At 72.4% G+C, this 20,678-nt stretch carries 6 protein-coding genes; all 6 read right to left on the bottom strand.

Translation table 11 applies throughout. From position 1 onward, the window contains the following. Nucleotides 1-14: 14 nt before the first annotated feature. The 6 genes from OIC96_RS27925 to rfbH all read right to left on the bottom strand — a co-directional run bounded on the left by OIC96_RS27925 (nucleotide 15) and on the right by rfbH (nucleotide 20,653). A complete protein-coding gene (locus OIC96_RS27925; protein ID WP_330305209.1) occupies nucleotides 15-13,175 on the bottom strand; it encodes a type I polyketide synthase in 13,161 nt (4,386 codons plus the stop codon). A gap of 216 nt (nucleotides 13,176-13,391) precedes the next feature. Then, nucleotides 13,392-15,230, bottom strand: coding sequence for an acyl-CoA dehydrogenase (locus OIC96_RS27920; RefSeq protein ID WP_330305210.1), 1,839 nt, complete (start codon nucleotides 15,228-15,230; stop codon nucleotides 13,392-13,394). Nucleotides 15,231-15,430: 200 nt separating this feature from the next. Continuing rightward, nucleotides 15,431-16,834 (bottom strand): dihydrolipoyl dehydrogenase, encoded by a 1,404-nt coding sequence (gene lpdA / locus OIC96_RS27915; protein WP_330305211.1) that lies wholly within the window; start codon nucleotides 16,832-16,834, stop codon nucleotides 15,431-15,433. Between the two features lie 149 nt (nucleotides 16,835-16,983). Then, on the bottom strand, nucleotides 16,984-17,961 hold the full coding sequence (locus OIC96_RS27910) for a Gfo/Idh/MocA family protein (protein WP_330305212.1): 978 nt from the start codon (nucleotides 17,959-17,961) through the stop codon (nucleotides 16,984-16,986). Then, a complete protein-coding gene (locus OIC96_RS27905) occupies nucleotides 17,961-19,352 on the bottom strand; it encodes an NDP-hexose 2,3-dehydratase family protein (RefSeq protein ID WP_330305213.1) in 1,392 nt (463 codons plus the stop codon). The genes OIC96_RS27910 and OIC96_RS27905 overlap by 1 nt, the downstream gene beginning before the upstream one ends. Next, the gene (gene rfbH / locus OIC96_RS27900) at nucleotides 19,349-20,653 is read right to left on the bottom strand and encodes a lipopolysaccharide biosynthesis protein RfbH (protein WP_330305214.1); all 1,305 of its coding nucleotides are present in this window, start codon (nucleotides 20,651-20,653) and stop codon (nucleotides 19,349-19,351) included. The genes OIC96_RS27905 and rfbH overlap by 4 nt, the downstream gene beginning before the upstream one ends. Nucleotides 20,654-20,678: the final 25 nt, after the last annotated feature.

Here is a 20,678-nt window from a genome sequence, read left to right as displayed (position 1 = left end):
GCCGTGGGTGCCGTTCACAGCTCGCCGTCGATGAGGGCGAAGAGCTCCTCGTCGGTGGCGGCCTCGACCTGCGTGGCGAGCGTGTCGTCCGACGGTGCCGCGACCGGCGGGCCGCCGAACTTGTCGAGGAGCTCGCCGAGTCGCCGTACCAAGGCCGCGCGCTGCGGGTCGTCCGGTGCGCGCCGGTCGAGCAGTTCCTCCAGGGCCGTCAGATCGACCGGCATCCGCTCCGCGGCGGACCGGTGCTCGCGCAGCAGGCCGGTTTCGAGGTGCGCGGCGAGCGCCTGGGGTGTGGGGTGGTCGAAGACGAGCGTCGCCGACAGCCGCAGGCCGGTCGCCTTGGTGACGCGGTTGCGCAGCTCGACCGAGCTGAGCGAGTCGAAGCCGAGGTCCTTGAAGGCCTGCCCGGGGTCGATCAGCGCCCCCGACGCATGGCCGAGGACCGCTGCCGCCTCCGCGCACACCAGGTCGACGAGGACCGTGGTCCGCTCCTTCTCGGAGAGATCCGCCAGCCGTTCGGCGAGCGGAGCCGGAGCCGTGTCCGCGGCGGCTCCGGCGGGCGAAGTACCGCCCGCGGCGACGCCGGCGAACGAGACGCCGCCCCCTGCCGGTACCGCCCCTGCGAGTCCGGCGAACGAAGCCCCGTCCGGCCCCGCCGTCCGTTGCCGTGCGGCGGGCACCACCGAGCCGAGGAGGGGCGGGAGCTGTCCGGCCGCCGCCTGCTCGCGCAGGGCGCGCAGGTCGAGGCGGAGCGTCAGGAGCGCGCTCTCGTCCGCGTCACAGGCCGCGTCGAACAGGGCGAGGCCCTGCTCGGCCGTAAGGCCGGCGAAGCCCGCCCGGGCGAGCCGGTGCAGCGCGGTGGCGTCCAAGTGGCCGGTCATACCGCTGCGTTCGGACCACAGGCCCCAGGCCATGGACGTGGCGGGCAGGCCCTCGGCCCGGCGCCGCTGGGCGAGCGCGTCGAGGAACACGTTGGCCGCCGCGTAGTGCGCCTGGCCCGCGCCGCCGAAGATCCCTGCCGCACCGGAGAAGAGCACGAAGGCGGCGAGGTCCCGGTCGCGGGTCAGCTCGTGCAGATGCAGGGCCGCGTCCGCCTTGGGCCGGAACACGGAGTCGAGGCGCTCATGGGTGAGCGAGGTGACGACTCCGTCGTCGACGATTCCCGCGGTGTGCACCACAGCCGTCAAGTCCGGTAGGGAGGCGAGCAGTTCGGCCAGCTGCGCGCGATCGCCGACGTCGCAGGCGGCGACCTGTGCGTCCGCTCCGAGCGCCCGCAACTCCGCGACGAGCCCGGACGCGTCGGGCGCGTCCGGCCCGCGCCGGGAGGCGAGCACCAGGGTGCGCACCCCGTGGACGGCGACCAGGTGCCGGGCCACCAGCGCGCCCAGCGTTCCGGTGCCGCCGGTGACCAGCACGGTCCCGGTGCCGAAGCCGCCGCCCGCGCCGAGTGTCGTCCGCGTCCGGGCCAGGCGTGCCGCCCGGACGACGCCGTCGCGCACCACGAGTTGCGGCTCGTCCTCGAAGGGAGCGGAGCCGAGGAGCCCGGCCGCACCGGGACCGTCGAGGTCCACGAGGCCGAGGCGTCCCGGGTTCTCCGTCTGGGCCGACCTCACCAGGCCCCAGACCGGGGCGTGTTCCAGGTCTCGTACGTCCTCGTCGTGACCGGCCGCGACGGCGCGCGTCGTGGCCAGGACCAGCCGCGACCGCTCCAGCCGCTCGTCGCCGAGCCACTCCTGTACGAGGGCGAGGGCCCGCGCCGTCGCCGCACGCACCGCGTCGGCCGTCGGCTGCGCGGCAGGGCCGGTACCGGTGCCGGTACCGAGGGGGCACAGCACCACGTCGGGTGCGGGCGCGCCCGCCGCCACGGCCTCCCGCAGCGCGGACAGATCCGCGAACCCTCCCTCGTCACCGAGGACTTCGAGGTGCCGGGCGGAAGCAGAAGCGGACAGCCGCTCCACGGGCACCCAGTCGAGCCGGTACAGGGGGTCCGCGTCCGCGGTGCCGAGGTCGCCGGCCGGGCGGAGCACGAGCGCGTCCACAGCGGCGACCGGCTTCCCGGCCGGGTCGAAGACGGCGACCGCGACGGCTCCGCCCGGTCCGGTCGGCGTCAGCCTGGTGCGCAGTGCGGTGGCCCCGGCCGCGTACCGGCGTGCTCCGGACCAGGAGAACGGGAGTCTGCGCTCGCCGCCGCCCTGGAGGAAGGTGCCGTGCAGCGCCGCGTCGAACAGGGCGGGATGCAGCCCGAATCCAGCCAGGTCACCGTGCTGCTCCCGGGGCGGCCGTACCTCGGTGAAGACCTCGTCACCGCGCCGCCAGGCCGCGGTCAGACCACGGAAGGCGGGGCCGTACGTGAATCCGGCCGCGTCGAACGAGTCGTACAGCGCGTCGAGGTCGACGGGCTCGGCACCCGCCGGGGGCCACTCGGCCTCCGGCCGCGGCGCGTCGGCTCCGGAGTCCGGCTCCAGCGTGCCGCTGGCGTGCGAGGTCCACTCCTCGGCCCCGACCGCCCCATCGGCCCGGGCCTGCACCCGCACGGCCCGCCGCCCGGCCTCGTCGGCCGCGCCCACACTCACCCGCACCTGGACACCGCCCTGCTCGGGCAGAACCAGCGGTGCTTCGAGGGTGAGCTCTTCGAGCCGCTCGGCACCGGTCAACGCGCCTGCGTGCAGCGCCAGTTCGACCAGCCCGGTACCGGGGAGCAGCACCGTGCCCGTCACCGCGTGATCGGCGAGCCAGGGGTGCGTACGCAACGACAGCCGACCGCTGAGCAGCACACCACCGTCCGGCAGCTCCGCCACGGCGGCGAGCAGCGGGTGGCCCGCCGGGTCGAGGCCCAGGTCGGCCGCGCGTACGGATCCGCCGCGCGGCAGGTTCAGCCAGTAGTGCTGGTTCTGGAAGGCGTAGGTGGGCAGCTCGACACGGCGGGCACCAGTACCGGCGTAGAACGCCTCCCAGTCCACGGATCCGCCCCGGGAGAACAGCTCACCCAACGCGGACACCAACGTCTTTACCTCGCCACGCTTGCGGCGCAGGGCGGGCAGGAAGACCGTGTCATCGCCGGTGGCGCAGGACTTGCCCATCGCCGTGCAGATCGCGTCCGGACCCAGCTCCAGGAAGGTGGTGACCCCGTCGTCTTCGAGGGCCCGGATGGCGTCGAGGAAACGGACCGGGCGACGGACGTGCTCGACCCAGTACGCCGGATCGGCCCAGTCGCCGCTCGCATCACCAGTGACCGTGGAGACCACCGGGATCTTCGGCTGAGAGAACTCCAACTCGCCTATCACTGAAGCGAATTCATCGAGAATCGGAGCCATCAGCGGGGAGTGGAACGCGTGACTGACCGTGAGCTGCTTGCTCTTGATCCCACGGTCCTTCAGTACGGCCGTGATCTCGCCGACCGCTTCCCCCGCACCGGAGATGACCACGGACGTCGGCCCGTTGACGGCACCGATGCCGACACGGTCCTCGAAGCCCTCCAGCAGGGGCAGGACGTCGGCCTCGGAGGCCATCACCGCCACCATCACCCCACCGGAGGGCAGGGCCTGCATCAACCGTCCCCGCGCCGCCACCAGGCGGCACGCATCGGTCAGGTTCAGCACCCCGGCCACATGCGCGGCAGCGATCTCACCGATCGAATGCCCGGCCACCACATCCGGCCGCACACCCCACGACTCCACCAGCCGGAACAACGCCACCTCGACCGCAAACACGGCGGGCTGCGTAAACCCGGTCTCGTCCAAGCCGTCCCCGGAGGCGATCACCTCCGCCAACGGGCGCTCCAGCAGCGGATCCAGCTCCGCCGCCACCCGGTCGAACGCCTCCGCGAACACAGGGAACGACTCGTACAGCTCCCGGCCCATACCGGCCCGCTGAGACCCCTGCCCCGTGAACACAAACGCCGTACGGCCCTCCGAGACGGACGCCCCACGCACCGCCCCCGAAGCCACCGCCTCCAACCCGGACACCAGCTCCTCACCACCCGAACCGACCACAACAGCCCGCCGGTCCAACGCAGCCCGCGTAGTAGCCAGGGAGTAAGCAACATCCAGCAGATCCGGCGCCGTCTCGCCGCGCAGCTGCTCCAGAAGAAGCACCGCCTGAGCCTTGAGCGCCGCCTCCGTCTTCGCCGTCACCGCCAGAGGCAGCACAGGCAACACCCGCCCGACCGGCGCCGATACGGCATCGGCCGCTTCCTCGGCGGGGGCCTGCTCCAGGAGCACGTGCGCGTTGGTGCCGCTCACGCCGAACGCGGACACGCCGGCGCGGCGCGGGCGCCCGGTCCCGGGCCACTCCCGCTGCTCGGTCAGCAGTTCCACCGCACCCGCCGACCAGTCCACGTGCGGCGACGGGACGTCGGCGTGCAGGGTCTTCGGCAGGATGCCGTGCCGGATCGCCTGGACCATCTTGATGATCCCGCCGACCCCGGCCGCCGCCTGGGTGTGCCCGATGTTCGACTTCAACGAACCGAGATACAAGGGCAGTTCACGGTCGTTCTGGCCATAGGCGGCGATCACCGCCTGCGCCTCGATCGGATCCCCGAGCCGGGTCCCCGTACCGTGCGCCTCCACCGCGTCCACATCGCGCGGCGCGAGCCCAGCGTCCGCCAGCGCGGCCCGGATCACCCGCTGCTGCGACGGCCCGTTGGGCGCCGTCAGACCGTTCGAGGCACCGTCCTGGTTCACCGCCGAACCACGGATCACGGCAAGCACCTCGTGCCCGTTGCGCCGCGCGTCCGACAACCGCTCCAGGACCAGAACGCCCGCGCCCTCGCCCCAGCTGGTGCCGTCCGCCTCGGCGGAGAAGGCCTTGGAGCGGCCGTCGGGCGCGAGTCCGCGCTGTCGGCTGAACTCGATGAACAGGCCCGGGGTCGCCATCACCATGGCGCCGCCCGCGAGGGCGAGCGTGCACTCGCCGTCGCGCAGGGCCCGTACCGCGAGATGCACTGCGACCAGGGAGGACGAGCAGGCCGTGTCCACGGTGAGCGCCGGGCCTTCGAGCCCGAGGGCGTACGCGATACGGCCGGACGCCACGCTGGACGACTTGCCGGTGAGCAGGTAGCCCTCCAGTTCCTCGGGGGCCTCGTGCAGCAGGGCGCCGTAGTCCTGGTGGATCACTCCGGCGTAGACGCCGGTGGGTGTGGAGCGCAGGCTGTCCGGGGCGATGCCCGCCCGCTCCAGTGCCTCCCAGGAGGCCTGGAGGAGCAGCCGCTGCTGCGGGTCCATGGCGAGGGCCTCGCGCGGCGAGATGCTGAAGAGGGCGGCGTCGAAGTCGCCTGCCTCGTAGAGGAATCCGCCTTCGCGGGCGTAGCTCCTGCCGCGGGCGTCGGGGTCCGGGTCGTAGAGCTCGGCGGTGTTCCAGCCGCGGTTCTCGGGCAGTCGGCCGACCACGTCGAGGCCTCGGGCGACGGTGTCCCACAGCGCCTCGGGCGAGTGGGCGCCGCCGGGGAAGCGGCAGCCCATGCCGACGATGACGACCGGGTCGTCCTCGTCGGCGGCCCGGGAGCGCCGGGACTCCTGTCCGGTGCCGGACGATTCCTGTCCCGTGGCGGACGAACCCTGTCCGGTGGCGGCCTGGTCGTCCGGTGCCACCAGAAGGGTGAGCAGGTGCGCGGCCAGGGCGGCCGGTGTGGGGTGGTCGAAGGTCAGCGTGGCGGGGAGGGTCAGAGCGGTGGCGGCGGCGAGCCGGTTGCGCAGTTCCACGGAGGTGAGCGAGTCGAAGCCGGACTCGCGGAACGCGCGGGTGGCGGCGGGCGCGTCGGCGGCGGTGCGGCCGAGCACGGCGGCGGCCTGGGCGCGTACGAGGTCGAGGACCGTGCGTTCCCGCTCGGCCGGAGTCAGAGACCGGAGGGTGTCGGTGAGCAGGTGGTCCGCGCCGGCGCCGCGTGTTTCGGCCAGCGCCCGGCGTGCCTCGGGGAGTTCGCCGATGAGCGGGCTCGGCCGGGTCGCCGTGAAGCGGGGGGCGAACCGCGGCCAGTCCAGGTCGGCGACGACGAGGACGGGCTCCGGCTGTGCGGCCGCGTACCGGAGGTGTCCGATGGCCTGCTCCGGGTCCATCGCGGGCACCCCGCGCTCGCGCATCCGTTCCTCGACGGTGTCGCCGACCATGCCGCCGCCGCCCCAGATGCCCCAGCCGATGGCGACCGCGGGCAGTCCCTCGGCGCGGCGCTGCTGGGCGAGGGCGTCGAGGCCGGCATTGGCGGCGGCGTAGGCGGCCTGGCCGCCGTTGCCGAGGACGCCCATGACGGAGGAGAACAGGACGAACGCGTCCAGGTCCAAGTCCAGTTCGCGGGTCAGTTCGTGCAGGTGAAGGGCCGCGTCGGTCTTGGGGCGCAGCACGCGCTCCAGCTGGCCGGGGGTGAGCGCCTCGATGACGGCGTCGTCGAGGACACCGGCGGCGTGCACCACGGCGGTCAGGTCCGGCACGGTGGACAGGAGTCCGGCGAGTTGTGCGCGGTCGGCGACGTCGCAGGCCGCGAGGGTGACGCGGACGCCCCGTGCGGTGAGCTCGTCGCGCAGTTCGGGGGCGCCGGGTGTATCGGCGCCGCGCCGGCCCACGAGGAGCAGGTGCTCGGCGCCGGCTTCGGCGAGGTCGCGGGCGACGCGGGCACCGAGCCCGCCGGTGCCGCCGGTGATGAGGACGGTGCCGTGCGGCCGCCAGCCGTCGCCGGACGGCGCGGTGTGCGGGGCACGGACCAGGCGGCGGGCGAGGATGCCCCCGTCCCGTACGGCCAGCTGGTCCTCGCCGTCGGACCGTTCGAGGATGCCGCACAGCCGGCGCAGCGCCCGGTCGTCCGGTGTGGCGGGCAGGTCGATCAACCCGCCCCAGCGGTCGGGGTGTTCGAGGGCGGCGACCAGGCCGAGGCCCCAGGTCAGTGCCTGTACGGGGTCGCAGCCGGTGTCGTCCGCCGAGGTCCGCACGGCCTGCCGCGTCAGGCACCACAGCGGGGCGGTGACGCCCAGGTCGCCGAGCGCCTGGACGAGGGCGAGGGTCGCGGCGGGCCCGTTGCCGTCGAGGGCGAGCAGGGAGAGCACTCCGGCGGGTGCCGTCCCGCAGTCGTGTACGGCGGCTTCGATGCGGCGTGCGCTCTCGGCACGGTCCGCGGTCGTCTCGACCGGGACGACCCGGGCACCGCGCTGCGCCAGTTCCGCGCTGACCGCCGTGGTCCAGTCGTCGCCGGTCCCGCCTTCGGGCAGGGCGAGGAGCCAGCTGCCGGCGAGCTGCGGCAGCGGGGTGTCGCCGAGGGGCTGCCAGGTGACGCGGTAGCGCCACTGCTCGGCCTCGGTGTGGGCGCGGGCCTCCTCGCGCCAGGCGGTCAGCAGCGGAAGGGCGTCGCGCAGGGGGCCGGGGTCGGTCACGCCGAGGGCGCGTCCGAGCCCGGGCAGGTCCTGGGCGTCGACGGCCTCCCAGAAGCGGTCCTCGCGCTCGTCACGGGCGGCCTCCCGAGTGGCCGTGCCGCTGTCGGGGTCCAGCCAGTGACGTGCGCGCTGGAAGGCGTACGTCGGCAGGGCGGGAGCCGGCTCCGCCCCGGGACGCGGCCGCCGGTCGACGGGCACGCCGCGGACCTGGGCCTCGGCGAGCGAGGTGTGGAAGCGTACGGGGCCGCCCTCGCCGCGGCGCAGCGAGGCGAGCACCGCGATGTCACCGGCGCCGGCCGCCTCCACCGTCTCCTGGACGCCGATGGCGAGGACGGGGTGCGGGCTCATCTCGACGAAGGCGTCGAAGCCGTGGTCGATGAGGGTGCGGGTGGTGCGCTCGAACTCCACGGTGACGCGCAGGTTGCGGTACCAGTAGCCGGCGTCGAGGTGTTCGCCGTCGAGCGGTTCGCCCGTCACGGTCGAGTAGAAGGGCACGGCGGAGGCAACGGGCGTGACGGGGGCGAGGAGTTCGGCGAGCCGCTCCTCGATCGCCTCGACGTGCCGGGAGTGCGAGGCGTAGTCGACCGGCACCCGCCGGGCTCGCACCCCCTCCGCCTCGAACACGGCCAGCAACTCGTCGAGCTGCACCGCCGATCCGGACACCACCGTCGAGCGCGGCCCGTTCACGGTGGCCACGGACAGATCGTCGTAAGCGGCCAGCCGCTCGGACACCTCGGCCACCGGCAACGGCACCGACATCATCCCGCCGCGTCCGGCGATCTCCCGGATCGCCTGACTCCGCAACGCGACCACGAGCGCCGCGTCTTCGAGGGACAGCGCACCGGCCACACACGCGGCCGCGATCTCACCCTGCGAGTGCCCCACCACCGCGGCGGGCTCCACCCCGTACGACCGCCACAACGCCGCCAGCGACACCATCACCGCGAACAGCACCGGCTGCACCACATCCACCCGGTCGAACCCGGGAGCACCCGCCTCACCCCGCAGCACACCGGTCAACGACCAGTCCACGTACGCCGACAGAGCCCGCTCACACTCCGCCATCCGCGCCCCGAACACCGGCTCCGCGTCCAGCAGTTCGACCGCCATCCCCTGCCACTGCGACCCCTGCCCAGGGAACACGAACACCGTCTGGCGGCCTCCGGTGGCGGTACCCGTCACCAGCTGGGCAGCCGCCTCGCCCGCGGCCAGCGCGTCGAGCCCGGCGAGGAAACCGGCCTCGCCGTCGAGAGCGTCCGCGACGACGACGGCACGTTCCTGGAGCGCGGCGCGCGTGGTGACCAGAGCGTGCGCGACGGCGCCAGGATCGGTGTCGGGCGCGTCGGCCAGTACGGCACGCAGCCGGGCGGCCTGGGCGCGCAGCGCCGGACCGGTGGCGGCGGACAGCGGCCACGCCCGGACGTCGTGCCGGGACTCGTCGGCCACGGACACGGCACCCAACTCCGGGTGCTGCTCGGCCTGTTCACCGGTCTCCGGCTCCGGCTGCGGGGCCTGCTCCAGGACGGCGTGCGCGTTGGTGCCGCCCACGCCGAAGGAGGAGACGGCGGCGCGGCGCGGGCGCCCGGTCTCGGGCCACTCCCGCTGCTCGGTGAGCAGTTCCACCGCACCCGCCGACCAGTCCACGTGCGGCGACGGGGCATCGATATGCAGCGACTTCGGCAGGGTTCCGTGCCGCATCGCCAGCACCATCTTGATCACACCGGCCACCCCGGCGGCGGCCTGGGTGTGCCCGATGTTCGACTTCAACGAACCCAGGTAGAGCGGCTGTTCACGGTCCTGGCCGTACGTCGCGAGCACGGCCTGCGCCTCGATCGGATCCCCGAGCCGGGTCCCCGTACCGTGCGCCTCCACCGCGTCCACGTCGCGCGGGGTGAGCCCCGCGTCCGTCAGGGCCTGCTCGATGACGCGCTGCTGCGACGGACCGTTGGGCGCGGTCAGACCGTTCGAAGCGCCGTCCTGGTTCACGGCCGTACCGCGGATCACGGCGAGCACCTCGTGCCCGTTGCGCCGCGCGTCCGACAACCGCTCCAGTACGAGGACACCCACGCCCTCGCCCCAGCCGGTGCCGTCCGCCTCGGCGGAGAACGCCTTGCAGCGGCCGTCGGGCGAGAGCCCCCGCTGCTGGCTGAACTCCACGAACATGCCGGGGCCCGACATCACCATCGCCCCGCCCGCGAGCGCGAGGCGGCTCTCACCCGTGCGCAGCGAGCGCACCGCGAGGTGCAGGGCGACCAGCGAGGACGAGCACGCCGTGTCCACCGTCACCGCCGGGCCCTCCAGGCCGAAGGTGTAGGCGATCCGGCCCGAGGCCACAGCGGGCGTCGTACCCGTCAGCACATAGCCCTCGGCACCGCCGCCCGCCTCGTACAGCCGGGGCCCGTACTCCTGCGCGGTGAGTCCGACGAACACACCGGTACGGCTGGCCCGCAGGGCGTCCGGCGCGATGCCCGCCCGCTCCAGCGCCTCCCATGACGTCTCCAGGAGCAGCCGCTGCTGCGGGTCCATCGCCGCCGCCTCGCGCGGCGAGATCCCGAACGGGTCGGGGTCGAACTGCGCGGCGTCGTAGAGGAATCCGCCGGACCGCGTGTACGTCCGTCCGGGCACCCCCGGCTCCGCGTCGTACAGCGCGTCCAGGTCCCAGCCGCGGTCGGCGGGGAACCCCGCGACGGCGTCCCCGCCCGAGGCGAGCAGCTCCCACAGCTCGTCGGGCGAGGACACCCCGCCGGGCAGCCGGCAGCCCATCGCGACGATGGCGATCGGCTCGTCGGTACCGCCCGCGTCCGCGCCGCGGGACTCACGGACGGTCACGGTCCCCGCGCCGTCGCCCAGCTGGGCGCGCAGGTGCCGGGCGAGCGCACTGGGGGTCGGGTGGTCGAAGGGAAGCGTGGCCGACAGCTTCAGCCCGGTGGCCGCGCTCAGCTGGCCGCACAGCTCGACGGCACTCAACGAGTCGCAGCCCAGCTCCTTGAACGTGCGCCCCAGGTCGATCTCCTGCGGGCCCGCGTATTCGAGTACGACGGCGGTGCGCTCGCGGACCAGGTTCAGAAGGGACTGCGCATCGACCGGACCGGGAGCGGCGTCGGCCACGGGACCAGCCTTCGGCGGCTCCGCGACTGTCTCCGGCGCGGCCGGAGAGGTGCCGATCCAGTAGGGCCGACGCTGGAAGGCGTACGTGGGCAGGTCCACACGGCAGGCACCGGTACCGGCGAAGAACGCCTCCCAGTCCACCAACCCGCCCCGGGAGAACAGGCCACCCAGCGCGGACACCAGGGTCCGCGTTTCCCCACGCTTGCGGCGCAGGGCGGGCAGGAAGACCGTCTCCTCACCAGTGACGCAGGACTTGCCCATCGCCGTGCAGATCGCGTCCGGACCCAGCTCCAGAAACGTGGTAACCCCGTCCGCCTCCAGACCGCGGATAGCGTCGAGGAAACGGACCGGGCGACGGACGTGCTCCACCCAGTACTGCGGATCGGCCCAATCGCCGCTCGCATCACCAGTGACCGTGGAGACCACCGGGATCTTCGGCTGAGAGAACTCCAACTCGCCTATCACTGAGGCGAATTCATCGAGGACCGGAGCCATCAGCGGGGAGTGGAACGCGTGACTGACCGTGAGCTGCTTGCTCTTGATCCCACGGTCCTTCAGTACGGCCGTGATCTCGCCGACCGCTTCCCCCGCACCGGAGATGACCACGGACGTCGGCCCGTTGACGGCACCGATGCCGACACGGTCCTCGAACCCGTCCAGCAGGGGCAGGACGTCGGCCTCGGAGGCCATCACCGCCACCATCACCCCACCGGAGGGCAGCGCCTGCATCAACCGGCCCCGGGCCGCCACGAGTCGGCACGCGTCCGCCAGGTTCAGCACCCCGGCCACATGCGCGGCAGCGATCTCACCGATCGAATGCCCGGCCAGCACGTCAGGACGTACGCCCCACGACTCCACCAGCCGGAACAACGCCACCTCAACCGCAAAGACGGCGGGCTGCGTAAAGCCTGTCTCGTCCAGACCATCCCCAGAAGCGATCACCTCCGCCAACGAACGCCCCAGCAGCGGATCCAACTCCCCCGCCACCCGGTCAAACGCCTCCGCGAACACAGGGAACGCCTCGTACAACTCCCGGCCCATACCGGCCCGCTGAGACCCCTGCCCCGTGAACACAAACGCCGTACGGCCCTCCGACACAGCCGCCCCACGCACCGCCCCCGAAGCCACCGCCTCCAGCCCGGACACCAGCTCCTCACGACCCGAACCGACCACAACAGCCCGCCGGTCCAACGCAGCCCGCGTAGTAGCCAGGGAGTAAGCAACATCCAGCAGATCCGGCGCGGACTCACCACGCAACCGCTCCAGAAGAAGCACCGCCTGAGCCTTGAGCGCCGCCTCCGTCTTCGCCGTCACCACCAGAGGCAGCGCAGGCAACACCGTCCCGACCGGCACGGATACGGCATCGGCCGGTACGGGGCTCTCGGCCAGCACCAGATGGCAGTTGGTGCCGCCCATCCCGAACGAGGAGACTCCCGCCACCAGCGGCCGGTGCGGGCCTTCGCCCTTGCTGTCGGTGTCGCCGTCGGTGTCGGGGGCGGCGTCCGGCCACGGCCCCGTCTCCGTCCGCACCTTCAGCCGCAGCTCGTCGAGCGGGATCGCGGGGTTGGGGGTGCGGAAGTTCAGGCTCGCGGGCAGTTCGCGGTGCACGAGCGCGAGAATCACCTTGAGGAGGCCGGCGATACCGGCCGCGCCTTCCAGGTGGCCGATGTTGGTCTTCACGGAGCCCACGTGCAGCGGGCGTCCGGGTTCCCGGGCGGCACCGAGTACGGCGCCGAGAGCCTTGGCCTCGACCGGGTCGCCGACCTTGGTGCCGGTGCCGTGCAGTTCGACGTAGCGCACCTCGGACGGATCGGTGCCCGTCCGCTCGTAGGCGCGGCGCAGTACGTCCTCCTGGCCCTGGGGCGAAGGTGCGGTCAGGCTCTGCCCGCCGCCGTCGTTGTTGACGGCGCCGCCGCGGATGACGGCGAGGATGCGGTCGCCGTCGGCGCGGGCGCGGGAGAGCGTCTTGAGGACGACGAGGCCGCCGCCTTCTCCGTGCACGAAGCCGTTGGCGTCGGCGTCGAAGGTGTGGCAGCGTCCGTCGGGCGAGAGCCCGCCGAACTTGGTGGCCGCGACGAACCCGTCGGGAACCAGGTCGAGATGGACACCGCCGGCGAGGGCGATCTCCGCTTCGCCGCTGCTCAGGCTCTCGCAGGCGCGGTGCACGGCGACCAGCGAGGACGACTGGCCGGTGTCCACGGTCATGCTCGGGCCGCGCAGGCCGAGGGAGTAGGAGACGCGGCCCGCGAGGACGCCGCGCTGGAGGCCCGTCATGGTGTGCTGGGTGATCGCTTCCAGGCCCTGGCGGGCGGCGAGCGTGGCGTAGCCGTCGGCCATGGCGCCCACGAAGACGCCCGTGCGGCTGCCGTGCAGCGTGGCCGGTACGATCCGGGCGAACTCCAGTGCTTCCCAGGCGAGTTCGAGGACGAGGCGCTGCTGCGGGTCCATGACCGTGGCCTCGCGCGGCGAGATGCCGAAGAAGGCGGGGTCGAAGCCGCTGACGTCGTCGAGGAAGCCGCCCCGCGTGCTGGTGCTCCGGCCGGGAGCGCCGGGGTCGGCGGCGTGGTGGGCCGCGGCGTCCCAGCGGTCGGCGGGCACTTCGGTGACGGCGTCGGTGCCGTCGCGCAGCAGCGTCCAGAAGGCGTCGGGACCGGGGGCCTGCGGCAGTCGGCAGGCCAGGCCGATGACGGCGATCGGTTCCGGCGTGGGCATGTCCGTTCCTCTCCCCCCATGCCCAAGGGCACGGGCATGCGTGTGGTGTGTGTCGTGCGGGCGACCGGTGGGCCGCGACCAGCGAGCTGCGGCAGCGAGCCGCGGGCAATGAGCCGCAGGCAGTGAGCCACAGGCAGTGAGCCGCGGGCAGTGAGCCGCGGGCAGTGAGCCGCGGGCAGTTCAGCTGCGGGCGGTAAGTCGCTCAGCAGGTCGCGGTCAGTGGGTCGCGGGATGCGGCGCGAAGGGCTCCATGTCGCCCGCGATGGCCTGAACGTAGTCGTCCGTGGCGATGGGGGCGCCGACGACGTCGTACGGAACGCCGAGCGCTTCGGCGAGTTCCAGGGCGTGCGGGGCGAGCCGTGCGCAGATGTCGTTGGCCAGCTGTCGCAGGCCGCGTACCTGGGTGACGGTGAGCAGGCCCTCGGCGAGGTACCAGCCGTCGTGCACGCCGGTCTCCTCCAGGACGTGCAGGGCCAGCAGGTCGGTGAGGACGGCCCTGGCGGCGGGCTCGGCCACCGCGTCGAGGGCCTCGCGGACGAGGGCGGTCAGCTGTGACTGGGCGTGGGCCCAGGCGAGCTCCCGGCCCAGGTCGCCGTGCTCGTTCCACGCTTCGAACGGGGTGAGTCCGGCCTCGGCCGCCTTGCGCAGCCCGTCGGTGAGCTCCTGGTGCAGCCGGCTCTCCCGGGCGTGGGCGAGCCGGGTCCAGGTGGCGGGATCGAGCAGGTCCTGGCCCGCGTCCGAGTCGGCGTCGGCCAGGGGGGTGGCCGACGGCGGCGTGTAGTCGATACCGGCGGCGAGGGTCTGCGCGGAGTCGGTGAGCATGATCTCGTTGTCCGCGGCGGCGGCGTTGAAGGAGTGGGCGAGACCCTGGTAGTCGAGGAACCTGTTGTCGGCGAAGAAGCCGAGGGCGCCGCTCGCGGTGCGGCTGCGCGAGGTGACCCGCTCGGCGTACCGGTCGACGGCGACCTTGAGGAGCGAGAAGCCGCGCACGGTGGCCGCAGTGAGCCGCGGCTGCTCCTCGGTGGCCACGGACCGTGCGGCGAAGGCCGTCACATAGGCGGTGGCGAGGGCGCCGAACAGGGCGCGCTGCTGGTTGCGGTAGGCGATGACGGGCTGGTCGGCGGCGAGCCGGCCGAAGGTGGAGCGCCGGTGCGCGTGCCGGACGGCCACGGCGGCCGAGGCCCGGGACACGGCGGCGAGTCCGACGGTGGCCGCCTCCCAGGCGTGCCGGATGATGCCGAGCAGGCGCCGGGTGCGGACCAGCCGGTCGCCTGCGGGGTCGGTGAACGAGCCGTCGGCGTCGAGGGTGGCGCCGTCGCGCAGCCAGTTCCGGAAGGGGATGCGGACCCCGTCGAAGGCCACCAGCGAGCAGTCCAGGGGCAGCAGGGCGGTGGGCCGCTGCGGGACGACGCGCACACCGGGGCAGGGCCCGTCGGCGTCCTGGATCGGTACGACGAAGAAGAACAGCCCCTGGTCGGTGCCGTCGACGACGAGCCGGGCGCTGACCACGGCGAGCCGCGGCACTCCGGGGGACGCCACACCGGGCGGGAACTTCACGGCGGCGGCGTCCGGGGTGTGCAGGACGAATTCCTGTGCGGCGGCGTCGTAGACGGCTTCCGTGCGAATGGCCGCGTTGCTGTTTCCGCGTCCCAGCTCGGTCATCATGAGGGAGCCGACGGACTCCATGGAGGTCAGCGACTGGACGATGTCGGTGAGGTCCTCGCGGCCTTCTCCGAAATCGCGGACGGCGCCCATGGTCGTGCCGTGGTGCAGGAACGTGGCGTAGAACAGCGACGGGTCGGCCAGGGCGGAGAACTCGAAGAGGGTGAAGAGCAGCGGCCGGTTGCCGAGCAGCGGTTCCCGCACGTCGAGCCGGTCGTTGAGGTGACGGAGCCGGCGGTAGGTGAGGGCGCAGCGGTCCTCGTCGCTCAGCCCGAGGGGCCGCTCGAACAGCTCGTCCCGGAAGGCCGCGTGGACCTGGTCGCGGTATTCCTCGTGGCCCGCTCCCTGGATGAGCGGTGCCAGCGATTCCGTCAGTCCGAATTTCCCGCCCACTTTTTTGACCCCCCGGTTGAGTAACCCTTCACGAACAGTCTTCCGATCTGCATTTAAGGGATCAAGACACTTGTTTCAGGCCTGCGTGAAGTTACTTCAGGGAACCGTCAATGACAGATCTGTGCAAAGAAATACAGATCCAGGAAAACAAAAAAGGAGGGGCGCGGCCTGTGGCCGCGCCCCTCATGGATCCCTGGGGATCAGAAGTTGATCATGTGCCCGGCCAGCCCGTGCACCGCCTCCTTCACCGCCTCGCCCAGCGTCGGGTGGGCGTGGACGTTGCGGGCGACCTCGTGGACCGTCAGGTCCCACTGCTGGGCCAGGGTCAGCTCCGGCAGGAGTTCGGTGACGTCGGGGCCGATCATGTGGGCGCCGAGGAGTTCGCCGTACTTCGCGTCGCTGATGACCTTCACGAAGCCGGTGGCGTCGCCGAGGCCGTGCGCCTTGCCGTTGGCGGTGAAGGGGAACTTGGCGACCTTGACGTCGAAGCCCTTCTCGCGGGCCTGCGCCTCGGTCCAGCCGAAGCTCGCGACCTGCGGCTGGCAGTACGTGGCGCGCGGGACCATCATGTAGTCCAGCTCCATGGTCTCCGCGTCGGCGAGCGTCTCGGCGGCGACCACGCCCATGGCCTCGGCGGTGTGGGCGAGCATCAGCTTCGCGGTGACGTCGCCGATGGCGTAGATGTGCGGGACGGAGGTGCGGCAGCGGGCGTCGACGTCGATGGCGCCGCGCTCGGTGAGACGTACGCCCGTGTTCTCCAGGCCGTAGCCGGTGACGTTGGGCGCGAAGCCGATGGCCTGGAGGACCTTGTCCGCTTCGAGCACCTGCTGGTTGCCGTCCTTGCCGGTGACGGTGACGCGCACCTGCGGGCCGGACTCGTCGATCGACTCGACGCGGGTGGAGGTGAGCACGTCGATGCCCAGCTTGCGGTACTGCTTGGCGAGTTCGGCGGAGATCTCCGCGTCCTCCAGGGGCACGACCCGGTCGAGGAACTCGACGATGGTGACCTTCACGCCGTAGTTGTGCAGGACATAGGCGAACTCGATGCCGATCGCGCCGGCGCCGGCGATGACGACGGAGCGCGGCAGGTCCTCGGAGAGGATCTGCTCCTCGTACGTCACCACGCGGTCGCTGCGCCGGGTCCCCGGGAGCAGCCTGGGCGTGGCGCCGGTGGCCACGATGCAGTTGTCGAAGCCGATGGTGCGGGTCGTCCCGTCGGCCTGGGCTATCCGCAGGGTGTTGGCGTCCAGGAAGGTGCCCCGGCCGTCGAACTCGGTGATCTTGTTCTTCTTCATCAGGTAGTGGACGCCCTTGACCCGGCCGTCGGCCACGCGGCGGCTGCGCCGGAACGCCTCGCCGTAGTCGAAGGTCACCTCGCCCTCGGCCTTGATGCCGAAGGTCTTGGCCTCGCGGGTGAAGATATGGGCGAGCTCCGCGTTGCGCAGCAGGGCCTTGGTCGGGATGCAGCCGACGTTCAGGCAGACCCCGCCCCAGTACTTCTCCTCCACCACCGCGACCCGCTTGCCCAGCTGGGCGGCGCGGATGGCGGCGACGTAGCCACCGGGGCCTGCTCCGAGGACGACGACGTCGAAGCGGTCTTCCATGGGGGTTCTGCCTTTCCTGGTGCTGGGTGGTGCCGGGTCGTCCCCGGGCGGGGACGGGCACGGCTGATGTCAGCCGACGACCGTCCAAGTGTCGCCGCCGGCCACGAACGCGGTGAGGCCGCCCTCGCCGTTCCGCTCCGGCCGCGTCCTCATGACACCGCGGACAACGTGTTACGGGCCAACCGCTGGATGTCCGCGACAAGTTCGGCCTGGCGCAGGACGTGCCCGTCGGGCCGGGTGCCGGACGTGACGGCGGCCGCGAACGCCCGGACCGCGGCCAGGACCTGGTCGGCGGGTTCCAGCTCCCGCTGCTCGGTGCCGGACCGCCGCTCCAGGCGGATCACCGGACGGTGGTCGGCGGGGGGCGTGAAGGCCCGGTCGACCGTGAGGCGGCCCTCGCTCCCCCACACCTCGTAGCGGGAGCCGTAGGCGTGGTCGATCCCGAACGTGAGCTGGACGCCGACCCCGCCGGGGGCGCTCAGCAGTGCCGCGCCCGCGCTGTCCACGGACCGGCCGGGCGCGGTGTGGAGCACGGCGTTCAGGACGCGCAGCTCGTCGCCGAGGAAGTGCAGCGCGGCCCGGACCGGGTACACCCCGGTGTCCAGCAGGGCGCCGCCGCCGAGTTCCGCGCTGTGCCGGATGTCCTGGTCGGGCAGCCCGGGGATCGCGAACTCGGCGCGGAACGCGCGGACTTCGCCGATCAGGCCGTCGGCGATCCAGCCGCGCACCGTCTCGTGCTGCGGATGGTGGACGAACATGACGTTCTCCATCAGGACCAGGCCGGACGCCCGGGCCAGTGCCAGCAGCTCGGCGGTGGTCACCGGATCGGTGGTGAGCGGCTTCTCGGCGAGCACATGCTTGCCCGCGCGCAGCGCGGCCTGCGTCCACCGCGCGTGCAGCGCGGCGGGCAGCGGTACGTACACCGCGTCGATGTCGTCCCGCTCAAGGAGTGCGGCGTAGCCGTGCACGGCCCGGGCCCCGTACCGCTGTGCGAGCCTGCGGGCCCGGTCCGTGTCGCGGCTCGCGATCGCGGCGATCTCGACGCCCTCCGCGGCCGCCATGGCGGGCAGCATGCGGCGGCGGGCGATGTCCGCACAGCCCAGCACGCCGATCCGAACGGGTGCCATCAGGTGTGTGTCCTCATCGCGTTCAGGCAGGCCAGCAGGGTGCGTCCCTGCACGTTGACGTAGTGGCCGTGCCGGACGAGCGTGGTCAGCTGGGCCGGGGTGACCCAGCGGTAGCCGGGCGGCGGGTCGAGCGGCGCCTCGTCCTCGTCGGCCTCGACGATCAGATAGCGGCTCTCGGCGTTGAGGAACCGGCCGCCCTCCTCTGCGTGCACGGCCTCGTAGCGGATACGGTCCGGACTCGCGCCCAGCACCAGGTCGAGGAAGGGGGGCCGGCCCGCCTCGCCCAGATGGGCGTGGTTGCCGGGCGTGTACTGGACGGTGGGGCCCAGCTCGACCGTGTCGAGGAAGCCGCCCTCGACCCGGGCGTGCGCCAGGACGTGCGGCACCCCGTCGATGTCGCGGGTCAGGAACGCGGTGACACCGCGGCCGACCGGCTCGAACAGCGGCTGGGTCCAGCCGGTGACCTCGCGGCTGCCCGCCTCCACCCGGACCGCCACGACGTCGAAGTAGCGGCCCTCCTCGTGGCTGATGGTCTTCTCGCCGCGCCGCCAGCCGGGCAGACCTTCCAGCGGTACGCGTACGGCGCTCACGTCGTGGCGGGAGCGTTCGGCGGTGAACCAGGACAGCAGCTCCGTGTCGGAGTGCAGGGCGCCGTCCGTCTCGTCCGGGAAGGGCGCGCAGGCAAGGACGGTGCGCGAGTCCATGTTGACCACGTTGTCCCGGTGCAGGAGGGCGCCGATCTGACCGAGGGTGAGCCAGCAGAAGTCGTCGTGCAGGGGGACGTCGCCCACCGCCTCGACGATCATGTTGCGGTTGCTCTTGTGGAGGAACCAGGAACCGTGCTCGGACTGGAGCACGTCGGCGTGGACCCGGCCGCGCTTCGGGTCGGTGAAGTACTCGATGTACTTCACGTCGGCGCCCTTGTGCACCTTGGTGTAGTTGCTGCGGGTCGCCTGCACGGTCGGCGAGAGCTGGAGCAGATTGGGGTTGCCGGGCTCCATCTTGGCCTGCATCAGGAAGTGCAGGACGCCGTCGAACTCCTTGACGAGGATGCCGAGGATGCCGACCTCGGGCTGGCTGATGACGGGCTGGTGCCAGTCGCGTACGGCGCCGTCGCCGGTGGTGACGTGCAGCCCCTGTACGGAGAAGAAGCGCCCGCTGCGGTGCACCAGGTCGCCGGTGTCCTGCTGGAAGAACCAGCCGTCGAGCTCCGCGAACGGGATCCGGTCGACCTCGAAGCGGTGGGCACGGCGGCGCTGTTCGAGCCAGTCCGCGAAGTCCTCGGTGCGCAGCCGGGCACCGGTCGTGGCAGCCGCGGAGCGCGCGATGCGGGACGGCAGCACCGTGTCCTCGCGGGGCTTGAGAGCGAGCCCCAGGGTGAGGGTGCTCATGAGTTGGCCTCCACGAACTCCTTGACCGAGGAGATGACGTAGTCGAGCATCTCGTCGGTCAGCCCCGGGTAGACGCCGACCCAGAAGGTCTGCTCGGTGACGACGTCGCTGTTGGCGAGGTCGCCGACTACGCGGTGCGGCTGGCCTATGTAGGCGGGGTGCCGGGTCAGGTTGCCGGCGAACAGGCGCCGGGTGCCGATCTTGCGGTCCTCCAGGAAGTCGACCAGCGCGGCCCGGGAGAACGGCGCGTCCGGCTGGACCGTGAGGACGAAGCCGAACCAGCTGGGGTCGCTGTTCGGGGTCGCCTCGGGCAGCAGCAGGTGCGGGGTGCCGTCCAGGCCCTCGCGCAGCCGCCGCCAGTTGCGCTTGCGGGCGTCGATGAAGTCGTCGAGCTTGGCGAGCTGGGTGAGGCCGAGCGCCGCCTGGAGGTCGGTCGCCTTCAGGTTGTAACCGACGTGCGAGAAAATGTACTTGTGGTCGTACCCGGCCGGCAGGGTGCCCATCTGGTAGTTGAACCGCTTGAGGCACTTGTTGCTCTCGCCCGGCTCGCACCAGCAGTCCCGGCCCCAGTCGCGCAGCGACTCGACGATGCGGGCCAGCGCCAGGTTCGAGGTGAGGACGACGCCGCCCTCGCCCATCGTCAGGTGGTGGGCCGGATAGAAGCTGACCGTGGTGAAGTCGCCGAAGGTGCCGGTGAGCTGTCCGCCGTAGGTGGCGCCGACCGCGTCGCAGTTGTCCTCGATGAGGAACAGGTTGTGGTCCTCGGCGAGCTGGGCGATCTCGGCGACCTCGAAGGGGTTGCCGAGCGCGTGCGCGATGATGATCGCGCGGGTCTTCGGGCCGATGGCCGCGGCGACCCGGTCCGCCGTGGTGTTGTAGGTGCCGAGCTCGATGTCGACGAAGACCGGGACGAGGCCGTTCTGCAGGATCGGGTTGACGGTGGTGGGGAAGCCCGCCGCGACCGTGATCACCTCGTCGCCGGGGCGCAGCCTGGTGTCCTCCAGCAGGTGCGAGGTGAGCGCGGTGGTCGCGAGCAGGTTGGCCGAGGAGCCGGAGTTGGTCAGGTGGGCCTTGCGGCGCTTCATCCGGCGCGCGAACCGGGACTCGAACATGCGTGAGCTGCGCCCCGCCGCGATCCGCAGGTCCAGCGCGGCCTCGACCAGCGCCACCCGGTCCTCCTCGTCCAGCACGGCGCCGGACGGCCAGATCTCGGTGGTGCCGGGGATGAATCCGTCGTCTGCGAGGGTGTCGCGGTGGTACTTGCGGACCTCGTCCAGAACCAGTTCCTTGTGGACGCTCATCGTCGCCTTTCCTGCCTGTTGTCGC

The sequence above is a fragment of the Streptomyces sp. NBC_00775 genome (assembly GCF_036347135.1).
GTDB lineage: Bacteria > Actinomycetota > Actinomycetes > Streptomycetales > Streptomycetaceae > Streptomyces > Streptomyces lutosisoli.
This window is presented reverse-complemented; position numbering and strand designations above follow the sequence as displayed.

Excerpts from the sequence above, each read along its gene's own strand:
- lpdA (WP_330305211.1), bottom strand. The coding sequence starts at position 16,834 with ATGGAAGACCGCTTCGACGTCGTCGTCCTCGGAGCAGGCCCCGGTGGC.
- rfbH (WP_330305214.1), bottom strand. The coding sequence starts at position 20,653 with ATGAGCGTCCACAAGGAACTGGTTCTGGACGAGGTCCGCAAGTACCAC.
- OIC96_RS27910 (WP_330305212.1), bottom strand. The coding sequence starts at position 17,961 with ATGGCACCCGTTCGGATCGGCGTGCTGGGCTGTGCGGACATCGCCCGC.
- OIC96_RS27905 (WP_330305213.1), bottom strand. The coding sequence starts at position 19,352 with ATGAGCACCCTCACCCTGGGGCTCGCTCTCAAGCCCCGCGAGGACACG.
- OIC96_RS27925 (WP_330305209.1), bottom strand. The coding sequence starts at position 13,175 with ATGCCCACGCCGGAACCGATCGCCGTCATCGGCCTGGCCTGCCGACTG.